This window comes from Streptomyces zinciresistens K42 (assembly GCF_000225525.1).
GTDB lineage: Bacteria > Actinomycetota > Actinomycetes > Streptomycetales > Streptomycetaceae > Streptomyces > Streptomyces zinciresistens.
Genome location: NZ_AGBF01000159.1, coordinates 1 through 16,160 on the forward strand (window position 1 = coordinate 1; position 16,160 = coordinate 16,160).

The 16,160-nt window shown below is 72.1% G+C and carries 21 protein-coding genes and 1 tRNA gene; 13 read left to right on the top strand and 9 right to left on the bottom strand.

Going from position 1 to position 16,160, the window contains the following annotated elements; translation table 11 throughout:
- The first annotated feature begins 176 nt into the window (after positions 1-176).
- The 11 genes from SZN_RS28510 (at position 177) to SZN_RS28560 (ending at position 9,906) form a co-directional block, all read left to right on the top strand.
- On the top strand, positions 177-1,052 hold the full coding sequence (locus tag SZN_RS28510; protein WP_007501822.1) for a hypothetical protein: 876 nt from the start codon (positions 177-179) through the stop codon (positions 1,050-1,052).
- Positions 1,052-1,399, top strand: coding sequence for an RRQRL motif-containing zinc-binding protein (locus SZN_RS28515; RefSeq protein WP_007501824.1), 348 nt, complete (start codon positions 1,052-1,054; stop codon positions 1,397-1,399). The genes SZN_RS28510 and SZN_RS28515 overlap by 1 nt, the downstream gene beginning before the upstream one ends.
- Before the next feature lie 2 nt (positions 1,400-1,401).
- Positions 1,402-1,719 carry a hypothetical protein gene (locus SZN_RS28520; RefSeq protein WP_007501826.1) on the top strand — a complete coding sequence of 106 codons (318 nt, stop codon included), beginning with the start codon at positions 1,402-1,404 and terminating at the stop codon, positions 1,717-1,719.
- A 114-nt stretch (positions 1,720-1,833) separates the two neighbouring features.
- Positions 1,834-3,951 (top strand): FtsK/SpoIIIE domain-containing protein, encoded by a 2,118-nt coding sequence (locus SZN_RS28525; RefSeq protein ID WP_007501828.1) that lies wholly within the window; start codon positions 1,834-1,836, stop codon positions 3,949-3,951.
- 205 nt (positions 3,952-4,156) lie between these two features.
- On the top strand, positions 4,157-4,624 hold the full coding sequence (locus SZN_RS28530; RefSeq protein ID WP_007501830.1) for a hypothetical protein: 468 nt from the start codon (positions 4,157-4,159) through the stop codon (positions 4,622-4,624).
- A gap of 16 nt (positions 4,625-4,640) precedes the next feature.
- The gene (locus tag SZN_RS28535) at positions 4,641-4,934 is read left to right on the top strand and encodes a hypothetical protein (protein ID WP_007501832.1); all 294 of its coding nucleotides are present in this window, start codon (positions 4,641-4,643) and stop codon (positions 4,932-4,934) included.
- A gap of 88 nt (positions 4,935-5,022) precedes the next feature.
- Positions 5,023-5,751, top strand: a complete 729-nt coding sequence (locus SZN_RS28540) for a DNA cytosine methyltransferase (RefSeq protein ID WP_007501834.1) — start codon at positions 5,023-5,025, stop codon at positions 5,749-5,751.
- Positions 5,748-6,644, top strand: coding sequence for a bifunctional DNA primase/polymerase (locus SZN_RS28545; protein WP_007501836.1), 897 nt, complete (start codon positions 5,748-5,750; stop codon positions 6,642-6,644). The genes SZN_RS28540 and SZN_RS28545 overlap by 4 nt, the downstream gene beginning before the upstream one ends.
- 346 nt (positions 6,645-6,990) lie before the next feature.
- Positions 6,991-8,136, top strand: coding sequence for a DUF3631 domain-containing protein (locus SZN_RS28550; RefSeq protein ID WP_007501838.1), 1,146 nt, complete (start codon positions 6,991-6,993; stop codon positions 8,134-8,136).
- 181 nt (positions 8,137-8,317) lie between these two features.
- Positions 8,318-8,551 carry a helix-turn-helix domain-containing protein gene (locus SZN_RS28555; protein WP_007501840.1) on the top strand — a complete coding sequence of 78 codons (234 nt, stop codon included), beginning with the start codon at positions 8,318-8,320 and terminating at the stop codon, positions 8,549-8,551.
- A gap of 77 nt (positions 8,552-8,628) precedes the next feature.
- Positions 8,629-9,906: a tyrosine-type recombinase/integrase gene (locus SZN_RS28560; RefSeq protein WP_007501842.1), complete on the top strand. Its 1,278-nt coding sequence runs from the start codon at positions 8,629-8,631 to the stop codon at positions 9,904-9,906.
- 65 nt (positions 9,907-9,971) lie between these two features.
- On the opposite strand, the gene SZN_RS28565 is transcribed toward SZN_RS28560, so the two are convergent.
- The 4 genes from SZN_RS28565 to SZN_RS28580 form a co-directional block, all read right to left on the bottom strand.
- Positions 9,972-10,056, bottom strand: a tRNA-Ser gene (locus SZN_RS28565).
- Between the two features lie 66 nt (positions 10,057-10,122).
- A complete protein-coding gene (tadA, locus tag SZN_RS28570) occupies positions 10,123-10,554 on the bottom strand; it encodes a tRNA adenosine(34) deaminase TadA (protein WP_007501844.1) in 432 nt (143 codons plus the stop codon).
- 65 nt (positions 10,555-10,619) lie between these two features.
- Positions 10,620-11,147 (bottom strand): tRNA adenosine deaminase-associated protein, encoded by a 528-nt coding sequence (locus tag SZN_RS28575; protein WP_007501846.1) that lies wholly within the window; start codon positions 11,145-11,147, stop codon positions 10,620-10,622.
- 313 nt (positions 11,148-11,460) lie between these two features.
- On the bottom strand, positions 11,461-11,655 hold the full coding sequence (locus SZN_RS28580; RefSeq protein ID WP_007501849.1) for a hypothetical protein: 195 nt from the start codon (positions 11,653-11,655) through the stop codon (positions 11,461-11,463).
- Between the two features lie 138 nt (positions 11,656-11,793).
- Here SZN_RS28580 and upp point away from each other — a divergent pair, with 138 nt between their 5' ends.
- On the top strand, positions 11,794-12,429 hold the full coding sequence (upp, locus tag SZN_RS28585) for a uracil phosphoribosyltransferase (protein WP_007501851.1): 636 nt from the start codon (positions 11,794-11,796) through the stop codon (positions 12,427-12,429).
- Positions 12,430-12,498: 69 nt separating this feature from the next.
- Here the strand turns inward: upp and SZN_RS28590 are convergent, their stop codons facing one another.
- From SZN_RS28590 to SZN_RS28600, 3 genes are all read right to left on the bottom strand, one after another.
- On the bottom strand, positions 12,499-13,116 hold the full coding sequence (locus SZN_RS28590) for a LytR C-terminal domain-containing protein (RefSeq protein ID WP_007501854.1): 618 nt from the start codon (positions 13,114-13,116) through the stop codon (positions 12,499-12,501).
- Positions 13,117-13,240: 124 nt separating this feature from the next.
- The gene (locus SZN_RS28595) at positions 13,241-13,537 is read right to left on the bottom strand and encodes a type II toxin-antitoxin system VapB family antitoxin (protein WP_003999914.1); all 297 of its coding nucleotides are present in this window, start codon (positions 13,535-13,537) and stop codon (positions 13,241-13,243) included.
- 374 nt (positions 13,538-13,911) lie between these two features.
- On the bottom strand, positions 13,912-14,508 hold the full coding sequence (locus SZN_RS28600; RefSeq protein WP_007501857.1) for a TetR/AcrR family transcriptional regulator: 597 nt from the start codon (positions 14,506-14,508) through the stop codon (positions 13,912-13,914).
- 72 nt (positions 14,509-14,580) lie between these two features.
- Between SZN_RS28600 and SZN_RS28605 the strand changes: the two genes are divergently transcribed.
- The gene (locus SZN_RS28605) at positions 14,581-15,108 is read left to right on the top strand and encodes a GNAT family N-acetyltransferase (protein ID WP_007501859.1); all 528 of its coding nucleotides are present in this window, start codon (positions 14,581-14,583) and stop codon (positions 15,106-15,108) included.
- Positions 15,109-15,475: 367 nt separating this feature from the next.
- On the opposite strand, the gene SZN_RS43285 is transcribed toward SZN_RS28605, so the two are convergent.
- Both SZN_RS43285 and SZN_RS28610 read right to left on the bottom strand, forming a co-directional pair.
- Positions 15,476-15,601 (bottom strand): hypothetical protein, encoded by a 126-nt coding sequence (locus SZN_RS43285; protein WP_007501861.1) that lies wholly within the window; start codon positions 15,599-15,601, stop codon positions 15,476-15,478.
- A 45-nt stretch (positions 15,602-15,646) separates the two neighbouring features.
- Positions 15,647-15,982, bottom strand: a complete 336-nt coding sequence (locus SZN_RS28610) for a hypothetical protein (RefSeq protein ID WP_007501863.1) — start codon at positions 15,980-15,982, stop codon at positions 15,647-15,649.
- Between the last annotated feature and the right edge of the window lie 178 nt (positions 15,983-16,160).

A 16,160-nucleotide genomic window follows, 5' to 3' on the forward strand; every position in this document is an offset into this window, starting at 1 on the left:
ACGTTCACCGCGTTCGAGGCGTGGCGTGCGGCGCTCGGTGTCGACCCGGGCGCGGTCGGCTTCCACGTGCAGTGCGGCAGCCGTACCGGGGTGCTGGAAGCGCGGACCAGGTACGGCGGCGCGGACATCGAGCTGATCGCCTACTCGCAGGTTCCTGCCGGGGCGGGGGTGGCGTGATGGCGCGCCCGACCGCTCTGCCGGCCGTCGCCGTGACGGCGGTGTCCCTGGTTCTCACTCTGGCCGTGGTCGTGATGTGGCTGGGCACGGCGATGCCGTGGCCGGTCGCGCTCGTGGTCGGTCTGGGCATCGACGGGGGGTGGCTGGCCACCCTCGCCTACGAACGGCGCCTTGCCGCGCAGGGCGACCACTCCACCGCGGTGACCGTGGTGGGCTGGTCGTTCGGCCTGGTCGCCACGGGCGTTCTGGTCGCGCACGCGCTCACCGTCGAGGCGGACACGGGTGCGTGGCTGGCCGTGGCGTGGCTGCCCCTGGCCGCGAAGGCCCTGTGGCTGGTCCACGGGATGTGGGAGCGGACCGCGCTCACCCCGTCCGCGCTGGGTGCCATCCGCGGCATTCAGCAGGACGCCCGCGACACCGCGGCCGTCGCGCGTGCCCGCCTGCGGGCCGACGCGGCGACCGAGGAGACGCGGCTGACGGCCGTGACGGCAGCCGGGGCGCGCGTCGCCCGCGTCCAGGCACGGACCGCCGCCACCCTCGCGGGGGCGTGGTCGACGCTGGAGGACGCCCGGCAGGGTGAGGGCACGGGCAGGGCACTGACCAGCGTGACGACCCCCGTCACGCCCGGCGTCACACCGGGCGTCACGCCCCGGTGGGAGCTCCCGGTCTGGGGACCCGTCGAGCCGGTGTCCACGCTCGCGCTGGAGTCCGCTTCCGCGCTGACGGATGCTCAGCTTGACGTGCTGGTGGAAGAGATCCGCGACAGCCGCACCCCGCCGCTGTCCTACCGCGAGATGGCCACCCGCTTCCGCACCGCCGGCCACGCCGCGTCCGAGGTCCGCCTTCGGGCCGCGTGGAAGCGCGTCGCGGCCTGATGGCCACGCTGCCGGTGTTCCGGTGGCACCTTGCCCCGGACGGATACGCCACCCGCCGCCAACTCCGGGCGCGCGACCTGCGGCCCGGTGGTCAGGACGTGGCCGCTCAGCTCGAACGCCCCCGCCGGCGGCGGCCCCCGCTGGTCGCCTACCTGTACCGCGTCGACCTCGCCCTGCCGGTCCGGCCGATGACCCCGGCGAGGTGGGCGGCACTGGCCCGCGCGAACGCCGCCCGCCGCCGCTGCCCCGAGTGCCGGCGGGATGCCGGCTACGTCATCCCCGCCTCGCTCGGCATGTGCGTGCCCTGCGCCTACCCCGGCCCCGATGGGCCGGAAGGGAGTTGCTGACCATGGCCAGTGTTGAGATCCGCCGCCTGGATCGTGAGATCCGACGGACCCAGAACAAGCTGGAGGCGGTCCGCCGGGGTGAGTGGTGGCCGCTGACCAGCCGCGAACGCCTCGCCATGACCCGCGCCCTGGCCGCCGGCGCGCGCAGCGTCCACCAGAGCCGCAGTACGGCCGGTGCCGAGACCCGGATGGACTCGATCGGCACGGCCGTCGAGACGAGGCTGAACGCGGAGCTGACCGCGCTGCACGGTGAGCGTCAGCGTCTGATCACCGAGGCCGCGCGCGCCAAGGCCGCGCGGAAGTCTTCCCGCTGGTTCTGACCAGCCCTTGCGTCACTCCGGGGTGGCCGCCCCTGCCACGGACCCGGCCACCCCGGCACTCCCTGCCAACCTCCCGCCCCGCGAGTTCGCGGGGCAGTCAGGAGCACTGCCAGCATGACCGAGAACGTCATCCACCTCCACAAGCCCACCGACCCGCCGGCCGGTGCCGGCGTCCCGACCGTTCTGACGGTCGTGCCCGACCCGGCCCCTGAGCGTCCGCGCCCGTTGTGGGTGCGCTCCGGACGCGCCGTCAAGGCCGTCGTCACCGATGAGAGCACGAAGTCCGTGGCGCGTGCGGTGGTCCGCCACGGCCTCTACACCTTCAACGGCGGGCGGATCGTGGCCCGCCGCACCTGGGACGGCCGTACCGGGGCCCGCTACGAGCGGATGATCCGCGCGGCCGAAGCCGCCGGGAACCTCGAAGCGGCCGAGGAGTGGGAGGAGCGCCTTCAGCGTTTCCGCGCCGCCCGCCACCACCGCCGGATGGACCTGCTGCACTCCCCGGTCGAGGCCGCCAAGGGAGCGGCCGTCGGCACGGGGATGGGGATCGGGGCGCTGGTCGCGCTCGGGGTCGTCATGGCGATCAGCAACGGCGACGTCAAGGACGTGGTCACCCCGCTCGCGGCCACCATCGACTTCCTCGCCCTGCTGATCCGGATCGTGCGCGTGGTCTGGGGGCCCGTACTCGTCCTCGGCCCGCTGTTCGCCCTGCTCGCGCTGTGGGCGGTCGGCAGCAAGCAGCACGCCGCCCCCGCGTGGGCGCTGCCCGCGAACCTCCGCAGCAGCGAGGGCGAGCCGGTCACCCCGTCCATCGTGGTCAAGGCCCTGCGCGACCTCGGAGTGCCCGCGCTGCGCAACGCCATCAAGGAGATGGGCGACGCCGGCGCGAGCATGCTCGGACCGATCACCCTCGCCGGGTGCGGGGTGGAAGTCGACGTCACCCTTCCCTCCGGGGTGTCCACGGTCGAGGTGCAGCAGCGCCGGCGCAAGCTGGCGGAGAACCTGACCCGGCATGAGCACGAGGTGTTCATCACGATCCCGCAGGCTGCGCGCACGGTGCGGCTGTGGGTGGCGGACTCGGGTGCGCTCGATGAGCCGATCGGGCCGTCGCCGCTGGTCACCGACGAGACGATGACCGCCGACTACACCAAGGGCAGGGCGCCGTGGGGGCAGGACCTGCGCGGCGACGCCGCCGCCCTGTCGCTCTACCAGCGCCACCTCCTCATCACGGGCCTGTCCAACCAGGGCAAGACCGTCGCCCTGCGCTCCCTGGCCCTGTGGCTGGCGCTGGATCGGTCGGTGGAGTTCCTCATGGGTGACCTCAAGGGCGTGGGCGACTGGGCCATGTTCGACGGCCTGGCCCGCACCCTCATCCAGGGGCCGACCGACGAGCACGTCATGCAGGTCACAGAGATGGTGGAGGGCGCGGTGGAGGAGATGAACCGCCGTATCCAGGCCCCGCCCGGCACCGTCTTCCCCCCGCTGATCGTGCTGGTGGACGAGGCGCAGGTGGCGTTCATGTGCCCGGCCAAGGACGAGGACAAGCGGCCCTACGGAGGGTCGAAGGCCAACTCCCGCTACTTCATGGCCGTCCGCAAGATCCACAACCAGGGGCGTGCCGTCAACGTCCTGATGTGGCAGGGCACCCAGGACCCCACCAACGAGAACCTGCCCAAGCTGGTCCGCGAGGGCGCCCACACCCGCGCTTCCCTCGCCCTGGGCACCGAGTCCCAGGCCCGCATGGCACTGGGGGACAAGGCCGTCGACGGCGGCGCGGCACCGAACCTGCTGCGTCCCGGCCTGGACCGGGGAACCCTGGTCGTCGCCTCCGACGGCATCACCGTCCCGGCCGGACAGTCCTCCATCACGGTGCGCACGCACTACGTCGATGACGACGCCGCCGAAGCCATCACCGACCGGGCCAAGGCGCTGCGCGACGGCGGGACCACCCTGCACGCCATCGACCGCAGCGTCGAACACGACCCGCTCGCGGACATCGCCGCCGTGATCGGGGACGCGCCGCGGGTGCGGACCAAGGACGTCCTCGCGCGCCTCGCCACCCGCAACCCGGACGCCTACGGCGGGTGGTCGTTCATCGACCTCAAGCGCGTACTCGACACCGCCGACGCCAGCCCCTACAAGTCCGACGGGGTCATGGTCGTGGCCCGCGACCGGGTGATGCGCGCCCTCGCCAACCGCGACAGCGACACGGGTTCCGCTTCCGTCGAATAGTGCAGGGAGCCGACCCCGCCCGGGGGCAGGGAGGCAGGGAGATCTCCCTGACCCCCTCCCTGCCCCGCCTCCCTGCACCTGACCTGCATAAATGATCGTCAGGGAGGCAGGGAGGCACCCCAGGTCAGCCCCCCAAACCCCCTCCACAGCGCCCCGCCATGGGGGTGTCTCCGCCTCCCTGACCCTGTACCGGAAGGGATTCCACATGTACCCCGAGCACTCCGGTCCCGCCCCCGCCGAACAGGCCGTGACCGCCTACCAGCCCACCCCCATCCACCCGCCGGCCGTCATCCACCCGGCGCCCCCGGCACCGGTCCAGCCGGGCACGGTGCCGGCCGTCGCGAGCATCGTCCTGCCCGACGGACGGGTCGTCACCGGCTACGCCATCAGTCCCATGCAGCCCGAACCCCTCGCCGCCAAACCGGCCGTGTCCCGCGCGGCAGTCAACGTCGCCCTCGGAGGCGTCGGGTTCCTCGCCGTGTGCGGCGGACTGCTGCTGCTCACGTCGTTCATCGCCGCGTTGACCGCGTTCATCACCCAGCTCATCACCCTCGCGGCTGTGATCTTCGGTGGCTGGGTCGCCGTGCAGATCTTCGGCGCGAGCAGCCACCACGGCGGGACCACGGTCCACATCCGCAAAGCGATCTTCAAGCGCAACCACTTCCACGGCTGACAGGAGACCGATACCCGTGATCCGACTCCGCATCAAGGTCGTCTGCGCGACACGGCGCTCACTGGCCCTGACCGACACCCCTCGCCCCCGCTGCCCGGACTGCCAGGGCGAGGGCGGTCACCACCACGACTACGGCGACCACAACGGCGAGTACGCCGGAACCGAATGGCTGTCCTGCCCCTGCTGGGACGAAAACCGGTGCGTGGTCCTCCTGCCGCTGCCGCGTCGGCCCCGGTGGCTGCGCCGACGGCGCAACCACGGCCGCGACCCGTGGGCCACCAACGGCTACAGCAACGAACCCCCCTTCTAGCTACGCCAAGGGCGGCCCCTCTCTCGCCAAAGAACCGGGGCCGCCCTTGTCCACCTGTCAGCAACAGACCTACTGGAGGTCTCCCAGCATGACGCAACCCACCGACATCCGGCGAGTGCGCGGCCACCGGCCGCGACTGCTGGATCTGTTCTCGTGCGCCGGCGGCGCCGGTACCGGCTACGCGCGCGCAGGGTTCGCCGTGGACGGCTGCGACATCGCCCACCGACCCAACTACCCCTTCCCCTACCACCACGGTGACGCACTGGCCTACCTCGCCGCCCTGATCGCCACCGGCGAGATCGAGCGGTACGCGATCGTGCACGCCTCCCCGCCGTGCCAGCACGGATGTGCACTGACCGTGGGCACCAACGCCTCCCAGGGATGGGGCCGGACCCACGTCGACCTGGTCGCGTCCACCCGAACCCTGCTCGACAAGACCGGCCTGCCGTACATCATCGAGCAGCCCAACGGCCGCGCGGACATCCGAAAAGACCTCACCCTGTGCGGCGAGATGTTCGGACTCGGAGTCATCCGCCACCGCAACTTCGAGCTTGGCGGCTGGACCATCGAGCAGCTGGCGCACGTCCCGCACCGGGGCCGCGTACGCGGCTACCGACACGGCCAGTACTTCGACGGCCCGTACGTCGCCGCGTACGGCAACGGCGGTGGCAAGCCGTCCGTGCCGGAGCTTCAGGCCGCGATGGGCATCGACTGGACGGACGTGCGCGAGGAACTGACCGAGGCCATCCCGCCCACCTACACCGAGTTCATCGGCCGCGCGTTCCTCGCACAGGCCGCGTGGGAGGTGGCGGCATGAGCGAGCACCTGCTGAACGCGGCCCTGACCGCCGCTGAGCGCGGCTGGCACGTCTTCCCCCTCCGGCCCGGCACCAAGCGCCCCGCCCTGCACGGAGAAACCGACTGCCCCCGCACCGGCCCCTGCGCGAGTGGGCACCGCAAGTGGGAGCAGCGCGCCACCATCGACGCGGACCGTATCCGCGCGACGTGGGCGCGCGGTCCGTTCAACGTCGGCATCGCCACCGGCCCCTCCGGGCTGGTCGTCATCGACCTGGACATGCCCAAGGGCAACAGCAGTGAGGGCACGCCTAGCGGCGTGGCGACCTTTGAGGCGCTCTGCGAGCGCACCGGGCAGCGGGCGCCGGAGACCTACCGGACGCGGACCGCGAGCGGCGGATCGCACCTGTACTTCACCGCTCCGGCAGGCGTGCGGCTCGCCAACACGGCGGGCACCCTCGCCCCGTTGGTCGACACCCGGGCATGGGGCGGCTACGTCGTCGCTGCGGGCAGCACCACCCCCGCCGGACCGTACGAAGCGCTGAGCGGCTCCGTGGCGGCCTCTCTGCCTCTGTGGCTGCAAAGCATCCTGCGACCGGCCCCCAGGACGTCTCAGGCGCCCTCTGTGGCCGTAGCGGGGCAATCCCGCCGATATGCGGATGTAGCGCTTGCCGCTGAGGCGCGGAACGTCCGTGCGGCCCAACTCGGCTTGCGCGAGGGCGCGTTGTTCCGGGCCGCGCGCGCCCTGGGTCGTTTCGTCGCGTGGGGCGACCTCCCCCGGCACGTGGTCGAGGACGCTCTTCAGGAGGCGGGGGAGGCTACCGGGCTCACCGTTGCCGAGTGCCGCTCGACCCTGCGCAGCGCCCTCAACTGGTCCATCGCCCACAACCAGCAGCGCAGGGGGAATGCGGCATGAACACCCCACCCCGCCCCCTCCTGAAGAGCATCACCACCACCCCGACCGGCCCGGCGGACGCTCCACAGCCTGTGGACGCACCGGCCGTGGGCGAGCCGAAGGGCGTCGCCGAAGGCGTCCCCACTGCTGTTCTCTCTGACCCGCAGACCGGAGACGGTCCGTACCCCATCGGGTGGCTGACCATCTGCGCCCCGCGCGGTGCCACGCCTACGGCCACGTCGAAGTGCCTGTGCGGCAGGGACCGAAGCGCCGTCGGTCACCCGCGCGTGCTGGCCCTGATCGCAGACCACGAGGCGCACCGCGACCTCTGCCCGCTCCGCACTCCCCAGGAAGGGAGGGCCGCCGCATGACCGACACCATCGACGGGGCCGCCCTGCTCAACGAGGTGGAAGCCTTCCACCGCCGCTTCAACGTCTTCCCCACCGAGGCCGCCTACGTCGCCGTGGCGTTGTGGGACGCGCACGCCCACCTGCTCGACTGCTTCGACTCCACACCCCGCCTCGCCTTCCTCTCCCCGGAGCCGGGGTCGGGGAAGTCCCGCGCGCTGGAAGTGGTGGAAACCCTCGTTCCGCAGCCGATGACGGCCGTGAACGCGTCCGCCGCCGCCTTGTTCCGGTCCGTGTCCAACCCGAACGGGCGGCCCACGATCCTGTTCGACGAGATTGACACCGTCTTCGGGCCGAAGGCAGGCGAGAACGAGGAACTGCGCGGGTTCCTCAACGCAGGTCACCGCCGTACCGGGGTCACCTACCGGTGCATCGGAGACGGCGGCAACCAGACCGTCCAGGCCTTCCCCTCGTACTGCGGGGTCGCGGTCGCCGGACTCGGCAACCTGCCGGACACGATCATGACCCGCTCCATCGTCATTCGGATGCGACGGCGAGCCCGCAACGAACGCGTGGAAGCCTTCCGCGCCCGCCTGCACGAGGCGGAGGGGCACGCGCTGCGGGACCGGCTCGCCAAGTGGGCCGAACACGCACGCGGGTTCGTCATGGGGGCATGGCCGGAGATGCCCGACGGCGTCTCCGACCGGCCGGCGGACGTGTGGGAATCCTTGCTCGCCATCGCAGATGCCGCCGGCGGAGACTGGCCCGACCGGGCGCGCGAGGCTTGCGTGACGCTGGTGACCGCCTCACGGGCCAACGATAAAGGCAGTCTCGGGGTCCGGCTGCTGACCGACCTGCGCGATCACGTCATGGTCGGCATCGACCGCCTGCCCACCATCGCCATCCTCGACCGGCTCAACGCTCTGGACGATGCCCCGTGGGCTGATCTGCAAGGCAAGCCACTCGACAACCGTCGACTGTCGAAGATGCTCGCGGAGTACATGACCGACGACAACGAGCCGATCACCTCCCGCAACATCAAGACCGCCGGAAGCGTCCTCAAGGGCTACTACGCCACTGATCTGTGGGACGCGTGGGCCCGCTACTGCCCCCCACCCCCGGAAAGTCCGCTACCTCCGCTACCGGGCATGGAAAACGCGGTCTGAACAGCGATAACGCGGTAGCGGCAACCGCCCTCGGTTGCCGCTACCGCCCCGCTACCCATCCGCTACCGCTACCCCTTCCCGCTACCTCCAACAGGCCCCTGACCTGCGAGGTAGCGGCGGTAGCGGAAGTAGCGCCCCTCAGAGGGACCCCCCGAAGGACAGCCCTGGAGGAGACCTTTCGATGAGCACCGCCGCTGTGGACATCGCACCGCTCGCTGAGGCCGGCGACCTGGCCCCGGTTCTCCTGACCGTCGAAGAGGCCGCCCGATGCCTCCGCGTCGGCCGCACCACCTGCTTCGCTCTCATCCGCACCGGAGAGCTGGAGTCCCTGACCATCGGTGGACTCCGGCGCGTCCCCGCCGACGCTCCGGCCGCCTACCTCGCACGCCGACGCGCTGAGCAGCGCGCTGCCTGATCGCCTCACACCGGGACGCCACCTCGCCGCGAGGTGGCGTCCCGGGCTGTTTCCACATCACCCTGAAGGAGTCCGCCGTGGCGGAAGACAAGAAGCGCACTCGGCAGCCCAACGGCCGGTCGTCCATCTACCAGAGCAAAGACGGCAAGTGGCACGGCCGCGTGACCGTCGGCATCCGCGACGACGGCAAGCCGGACCGCCGACACGTCGAACGCAAGACCCGCGCCGAAGTGACGGCCGCCGTGCGTGAGCTGGAGAAGCAGCGCGACAGTGGAGCCATGCGCAAGGCGGGTCGGGCCTGGACCGTGGAGGCGTGGCTGACGCACTGGGTCGACACCATCGCGCCGCTCGCGGTCAACGAGAACACGATGGTCGGGTACGGCGTTGCCGTGCGGAAGCACCTGATCCCCGCGCTTGGGGCCCATCGCCTCGACAAGCTCGGGCCCGAACACATCGAGCGCTTCTACGGGAAGATGCAGACGGCCGGCCGTAGGGCCGCGACGATCCATCAGATCCACCGCACCTTCCGGACCTCCCTCAACGAGGCGGTACGACGCGGCCACCTCACACGCAACCCTGTACAGCTCGCCAAGGCGCCCCGGGTGAGCGAAGAGGAGATCGAGCCGTACACCGTTGAGGAGGTGAAGCGGCTCCTGCGAACCGCCGATGACCGCCGCAACTCCGCTCGCTGGGCCGTGGCACTGGCGCTCGGACTCCGGCAGGGAGAGGCCCTTGGGCTGAAGTGGACCGATGTGGACGCTGAACGCGGAGTGCTGATGGTGCGTCGGAGCCGTCGCCGCCCGCGCTACGCCCACGGATGCGGGAACCCCTGCGGTCGTAAGGCCGGGTACTGCCCACAGAGGCAGCGTACGAACCCGGAGACGGCGGACACGAAGTCACGCGCCGGACGCCGGGCGGTTGGCCTGCCTGCGCAGCTCGTAGACCTACTGAGAGCTCACCGCGCGAAGCAGGATGCCGAACGCGCGGCGGCAGGAGAGAAGTGGACGGATGAGGGGTGGCTGTTCGCTACTCCGGATGGACGCGGCACCCCGCCCCGCACCGACTACGACGACTGGAAGGAGCTGCTTTCCGGCGCCAAGGTTCGGGACGGCCGGTTGCACGACGCTCGACACACCGCCGCGACGGTCCTACTGATCCTCGGAGTCTCCGAGCGAGCCGTGATGGGGATCATGGGGTGGTCCACTACGGCCATGGCCGCGCGGTACCAACACATGGTCGACACGGTCCGGACGGACGTGGCGCGGCAGGTTGACGGACTGATCTGGAAGCCGGACGCTCCCGGGTCCGGTGAGGACGACGACGGGACCGCCGGGGCGCTCGTACCTGCCAACTGAGACGGAAACTGAGACGGAGATGCGCGAAGGGTCCGGCTCGATGAACCGGACCCTTCGTCTACCTGCGGTAGCGGAGGGATTTGAACCCTCGGTGACTTGCGCCACACTCGCTTTCGAGGCGAGCTCCTTCGGCCGCTCGGACACGCTACCGAGGGAGACCTTACAGCACGCCGGGTCCTGCTCAGAAATCGATAAGGGCGGGGCCCTGGCCGCCGCTCACCGGGACCGGAAGAACTCCGTGAGCGGGCGCGCGCACTCCTCGGCGAGCACGCCCTCGACGACCTCCGGACGGTGGTTGAGCCGCCGGTCGCGCACCACGTCCCACAGGGAGCCCGCGGCGCCCGCCTTCTCGTCCCGGGCGCCGTAGACGACCCGGTCCACCCGGGCCTGCACCAGCGCGCCCGCGCACATCGTGCAGGGCTCCAGCGTCACGACGAGCGTGCAGCCGGTGAGCCGCCACTCGCCGGTCCGGGCCGCCGCCCGCCGGATCGCCAGGACCTCGGCGTGCGCGGTCGGATCGCCGGTCGCCTCGCGTTCGTTGTGCCCGGTGGCGAGCACGGTCGTGCCGTCGGCGGACAGGACGACGGCGCCGACGGGCACGTCCCCGCCCCGGAGAGCCAGCCCGGCCTCGTCCAGGGCGAGTCGCATCGCGTCCCGCCAGCGGTCGCGTACGGGGTCGGGCGGTGCGGGCGCCCTCCCCTGGCCGGACGAGGTCAGCGGACGGTCTCCAGGACCTCCGAGGCACCCAGCGCCTCGGCGATCGCGCCGAGCGCGTCCTCGGCGTCCAGGGACTTCAGCTCCTTCTCGCCGACGCCCAGGTCGTCGAGGATCCCGCCGTCGCCCACGGGGCTGTGCGGGACGGCGTCGGCGCCGCCCTCCTCGTCGTCGTCCGAGTCGCCGTCGGGCTCCTCGGTGCCGTCGAGGTCCAGGGAGTCCAGGTCGGCGGCGTCGTCGCCGGGCTCCCGGCCGAGCAGTTCGTCGGTGAGCAGGATCTCGCCGTAGCTGCTGCGGGCTGCTGCGGCGGCGTCCGAGACGTAGATGCGAGGGTCGTCCTCGCCGTCGACGCGGACGACGCCGAACCAGGCGTCCTCCTGCTCGATGAGCACGAGCACCGTGTCGTCCTCGGGCGAGGCCTCACGGGCCAGGTCGGCCAGATCGGACAGGGTCTCCACATCGTCGAGCTCCGTGTCGCTCGCTTCCCACCCGTCTTCGGTGCGCGCGAGCAGTGCGGCGAAGTACACCGTGACTCTCCCACTGGTCATAGGCGTGCCGGTTGGGGGTCCCCCCGGCGGAGGCTGTGGGCGGGACGGCTTGGGGTCCGAGGCCCACCCACTCGGAATCGTGGCAGAAACAAGGCGTCCAGGGGACGTCTTCCGCACCCTGTGTCCGGCAGTTTCGATCGCGTTGGGCCGACGGGGTCGGCGACTCCGTCCGCGAAGGACTCACCAGCGCACTCGTTGCCGCCACGTGCGGATCGTACGCGGATTTCGTGAACGCACACGCACGCCCCCCGTCCCGACGCCCCCGGCGGAAACGGATCTTCTCCGGCCGCCGCTACCAGCGGAACGTGCGCATACGCATGGCGTGGCGCAGGCGCGCGGCCTTGGCGCGGCGCGGCTGGACGCGGTCCCGCAGTTCGCGCGCCTCGGCGAGGTCCCGCAGGAACTGGGCGCGCCGCCGGCGGCGCGCCGCGTCGCCGTCGTCCGGCGAGTCCGCCCCGGGACTCGCCGGGGACTGAGGATTCGGCATCGGCTCACCACCCCCGGTAGGTCCCTCCCACTTTCCCCCTGACGGGCGGTTTGATGCCAGCGCCCGGGTGAAGCGCGCGCCGTGGGCTTGCCGCAGGTGGGGACGCCCGCTCCACCGGGCCCGGCTACTGTGGGGGACATGCGTCTCCACGTCGTCGACCACCCCCTGGTCGCCCACAAGCTCACCACGCTGCGCGATCAGCGCACCGACTCCGCGACCTTCCGCCGGCTCGCCGACGAGCTGGTCACCCTGCTCGCCTACGAGGCCACGCGGGACGTGCGCACCGAGGCGGTCGACGTCCGGACCCCGGTCGCCGCCACCACCGGCGTCAAGCTCTCCCACCCCCGCCCGCTGGTGGTGCCGATCCTGCGGGCCGGGCTCGGCATGCTGGACGGCATGGTCCGGCTGCTGCCGACCGCCGAGGTGGGCTTCCTGGGCATGATCCGCGACGAGGAGACGCTCCAGGCGTCCACGTACGCCTCGCGGATGCCGGAGGACCTCTCCGGGCGGCAGGTCTACGTCCTGGACCCGATGCTCGCCACCGGCGGCACGCTGGTCGCGGCGATCCAGGAGCTGATCAAGCGGGGCGCCGACGACGTCACCGCGGTGGTGCTGCTCGCCGCGCCCGAGGGTGTGGAGCTGATGGAGCGCGAGCTGGCGGGCACGCCGGTGACGGTCGTCACGGCCGCCGTGGACGACCACCTGAACGAGCTGGGCTACATCGTGCCGGGACTGGGCGACGCCGGAGACCGCCTGTACGGCGCGGCCGAATAGCGGAGAACCGGCACACCGGCACGGCACCCCCCGCGGACCGTGCGGGTCCGGCCCGGCGGTACCCGCGGTTCAGCAGCCCTTCTTCGTGGCGGTCGGCGCCGGCTTCGGCGCGGCCAGCGCGGTCAGCGCCCGGTCGGCGTCCGTCTTCTTCGTGAGCTCCTTGAAGCGGTCGCCGATGATCAGGTCGACGGCGGCGCCCTTGCGGGCGGCGTCGGTGCGCCGCTCCGCGCCGCCCAGCTGGGTCGCGAGGACCGGCAGCGAGGAGCCGAGCGACGCGGCCGGGCCGAGCAGCATCCCGGCGCCCTTGACCTTCTTGTCGTACTCCTTGGGCGCGTTGCCCACCTCGCCGATCTTGAAGCCGCGCTTCTTCAGCTCGTCGGCGGTCTGCTTGGCCAGTCCGCTGCGGGTGGTGGCGTTGAGGACGTTGACGGTGATCCCGGCCGGCTTCGGGACCTCCGCGGCGGCGGACGGCGACGGGGTCGCCCGGGTCGCGCACCCGGCCCTCGGACCGGCGGCGGACGCCTTGCCGCCCCCGCCGGTGAAGACGTCGATGAGCTGGAGTGTGCCCCAGCCGACCGTGCCCAGCACGACGGCGGAGGCCGCGCCGAGGCCGACGAACCGGCCGTAGCGCCGACGACGCCTCATCCGGGGGTACTTGTCCCCCCTGATGCGGTACTGGCCGCCCATGCCGGGGGGAGTCAGCATGCTCATGAGCGCAGCGTAGTGCGCCTGAGCGGCAATGCCTACTAGATGATCATTCGAGCGGGCGCGGTCCTACCCGAAAGGGTCAACCGGGGGTGCCCGCGCCCTGTCAGTCGAGTTCGAGCACGCGCGCGTGCAGCACCTGGCGCTGCTGGAGCGCCGCGCGCACCGCGCGGTGCAGGCCGTCCTCCAGGTACAGGTCGCCCTGCCACTTCACGACGTGCGCGAAGAGATCGCCGTAGAACGTCGAGTCCTCGGCGAGCAGGGTCTCCAGGTCGAGCTGGCCCTTGGTCGTCACGAGCTGATCGAGGCGGACCGGGCGCGGCGCGACGTCCGCCCACTGCCGGGTGCTTTCCCGGCCGTGGTCGGGGTACGGCCGGCCGTTTCCGATGCGCTTGAAGATCACACGGAAAGCCTACCGGTCAAGACGTTCCGGGCGCAGCCATGGCGACGCAGTACGGCGCTGGAAAAGATCCACCAAAACGGGATGAAGGGGCGAAGAGCCGGAGATCGGCCGCCCGCGCGGACACCGCGGGGGCCCGAAAGGAAGCCCGGGGAGGCCCGGGGGAAGCCGAGGCGGCGGCCCGGGGGCTCCGCCGAGGGGCCGGCCGGGTGAGGCGGACGGGCGCCTGGCTCTGTTCACGAGCCGTGACAGCAGTTGTTCACGACTTCGGGAGGCGTGACCTCCGTGACCTCCGCGTCTTGTTCGACTTGCCCCCGTCGAGCCGGAGGGGCGGGCGCCGGGAGGCGTGATCTTCCGGGCGGCTTCTGGTCCGGCGGTCAGTCGCGGGTCTGTCCCGGGCCGTGCAGAAGTGCCAGGTGCTGGTGGACGGCGGCGGTCACTCTGCTCTCGTCGCCGGTGGCGAGCAGGTCGAGCAGTGCGCCGCGCAGTACGGCCAGCGTCAGGGTGCGGCGGACCGCGGCCTCCTCGGCGTCCCGCTCGGTTTGCGGCTGGCAGGCCGCGAGCACGTCGAGCCAGTCCTCCACGGTGCTTCTGGCGAACCCTGCCCAGGGACCGTCGGGATCGACGAGGGAGCGGGCGTACGTCTCGGCCCACAGGCGCAGCACCGGGCGGTGCTCGTCGGCGGCGAGCCATGCCCACACCCCGCGCGCCGCGGTGGCGAGGCCGACGGGCCTCTCGGGCCGGCGGAGTCCGGCCAGCAGTGTCAGTTCCTCCGCGCGGGCGCGCTCCAGCAACGCCCTCACGAGCCCGTCCTTGTTCCCGAACAGGAACATCAGCACGCGGGTGCTGGAGCCGATCGCCTCGGCGAGCGGACGCAGCGACAGATCGGTCAGCCCGTTGAGGAGGGCGTACTCGTAGGCGGCTTCGAGAAGCTCGGTCCGGCGCGCGGACGGGCTTGCGGTTCTTGGGGGCATGCGCCTAGCTTAGAACTACTGACACGATCGTGTCAGTAACAGAAATGCATCGACTTGTTTCGGAGAGTGTCCATGCTGGAGGGAGCCCGCCGGCGGCAGATCCTGGTGCGCCGCGCCGACCGCCCAGGTGATCTGGGCTGGATGGTGATGGCCCATGGCGAGCTGTATGAGCAGCAGTTCGGCTGGAACGCGGATTTCGAGGCCCTGGTCGCCCGGATCGTCGCCGACTACGCGGCGAAGCGGTCTTCGGCAGCGGAGGCGGCCTGGATCGCGGAGGCCGACGGTGAGCGGGTGGGCTGCGTCATGCTCGTGGCCGGCGACGACCAGCCCGGAGTGGCCAAACTGCGTGTCCTGCTCGTCACTTCGCACGCCCGCGGTCTGGGCATGGGCACCCGCCTGGTCGAGGAGGCCCTGGTATTCGCCCGCGGGGCCGGCTACCGGAGCGTGACGCTCTGGACCACCGACAACCTGGCGTCCGCGCGCAGGATCTACCAGCGCTTCGGGTTCATCCTCACCGACGAGAAACCCCACCGGGGCTTCGGCCATGACCTCGTCGGCCAGACCTGGACCCTCGACCTGCTCGACGGTCCAGCGGAATGAAGGCGAACGGCGTACGAGCCCCCCGCGGGGAAGCCGCCCCACCGGTCTCGGTCACCCCGCCACGGGGCGCCTGCCCGCTCCGCGCACCGTTCGGTGTTCCCCTGCCACCGAAGTCGTGGACGACTGCTGTCGCATCTCGTGAGCAAGGCCGGGCGCCGGACGGCGGTGTCCTGTGCGCCGCGCGAAAGCTGTGCACAGGCTGTGGACGGAGGCCGGCGCGCGGGAGGCTCCGGGCGTCCGGCGCGGGAACGGTCCCGGCGCGCGCCGGCGGCGGACCACCCGCCGGGCCGGTCGGGGCCGCGTGCCGCCGGGTGACGGACGCGGCGGAGGCGGTGACCCGGAGAAGGCCGCCTCCGCCGCGACCGGGTCAGCCGCGGTCCCGGCCCTTCTCGGGCCGCTGCGGCTCGTCCTTCTTCAACACCGGCTTCGGGGTGTGGCGGGCGGCCTCGGCGCGCAGCAGGGCGCGCAGCACCGCGTAGTGGTCGGTGGGCATGGCAGTGCTCCTTCGTCGTACTGACGGACCGGGTGACGAGGTCTGTCAGCAGCGCAGGACCACCGTGCGCGGTACGGGCGGGAGGTACGGCTCCCGCGGCGGCGCACACGCGCGACGGCTCACCGGGACCCGGCGCGAGGCGGCGGGCGGCGGTCCGGAGCGCGGCCGTACGGCGACGCGTACGACCCCGCGCCGCCCGGTGCGGGCCGGGGCCCGCAGGGACGCGTCGAGGAGGTCGTGCTCGGCGACCTCGGCCGGGGCGCCGACCACCAGGTGCTGGGAGTGCGCCTGCGCGTGCGTGCCGGGCAGCAGGACCGCGAACAGCAGCACGACGACCCGCAGCCAGGTGCGGCTGCCCGGGAGGCGTCGTGCGGTACCCATGAAAGGTTGTCTCCCCGCCCGCGCCGGGAAGCGCATCACGCGGGCGCCAGAACCGCCCGCACGGCCTATAAACCAGGACCGGTGACCCGTGAGCCACGGAACGCCCGGCGGCGGACGGGGCGGGCCGACCGGGGGCGGGACCGCCGGGCGGCGGGAGCGGGACGCGGCCGGGTCGGAC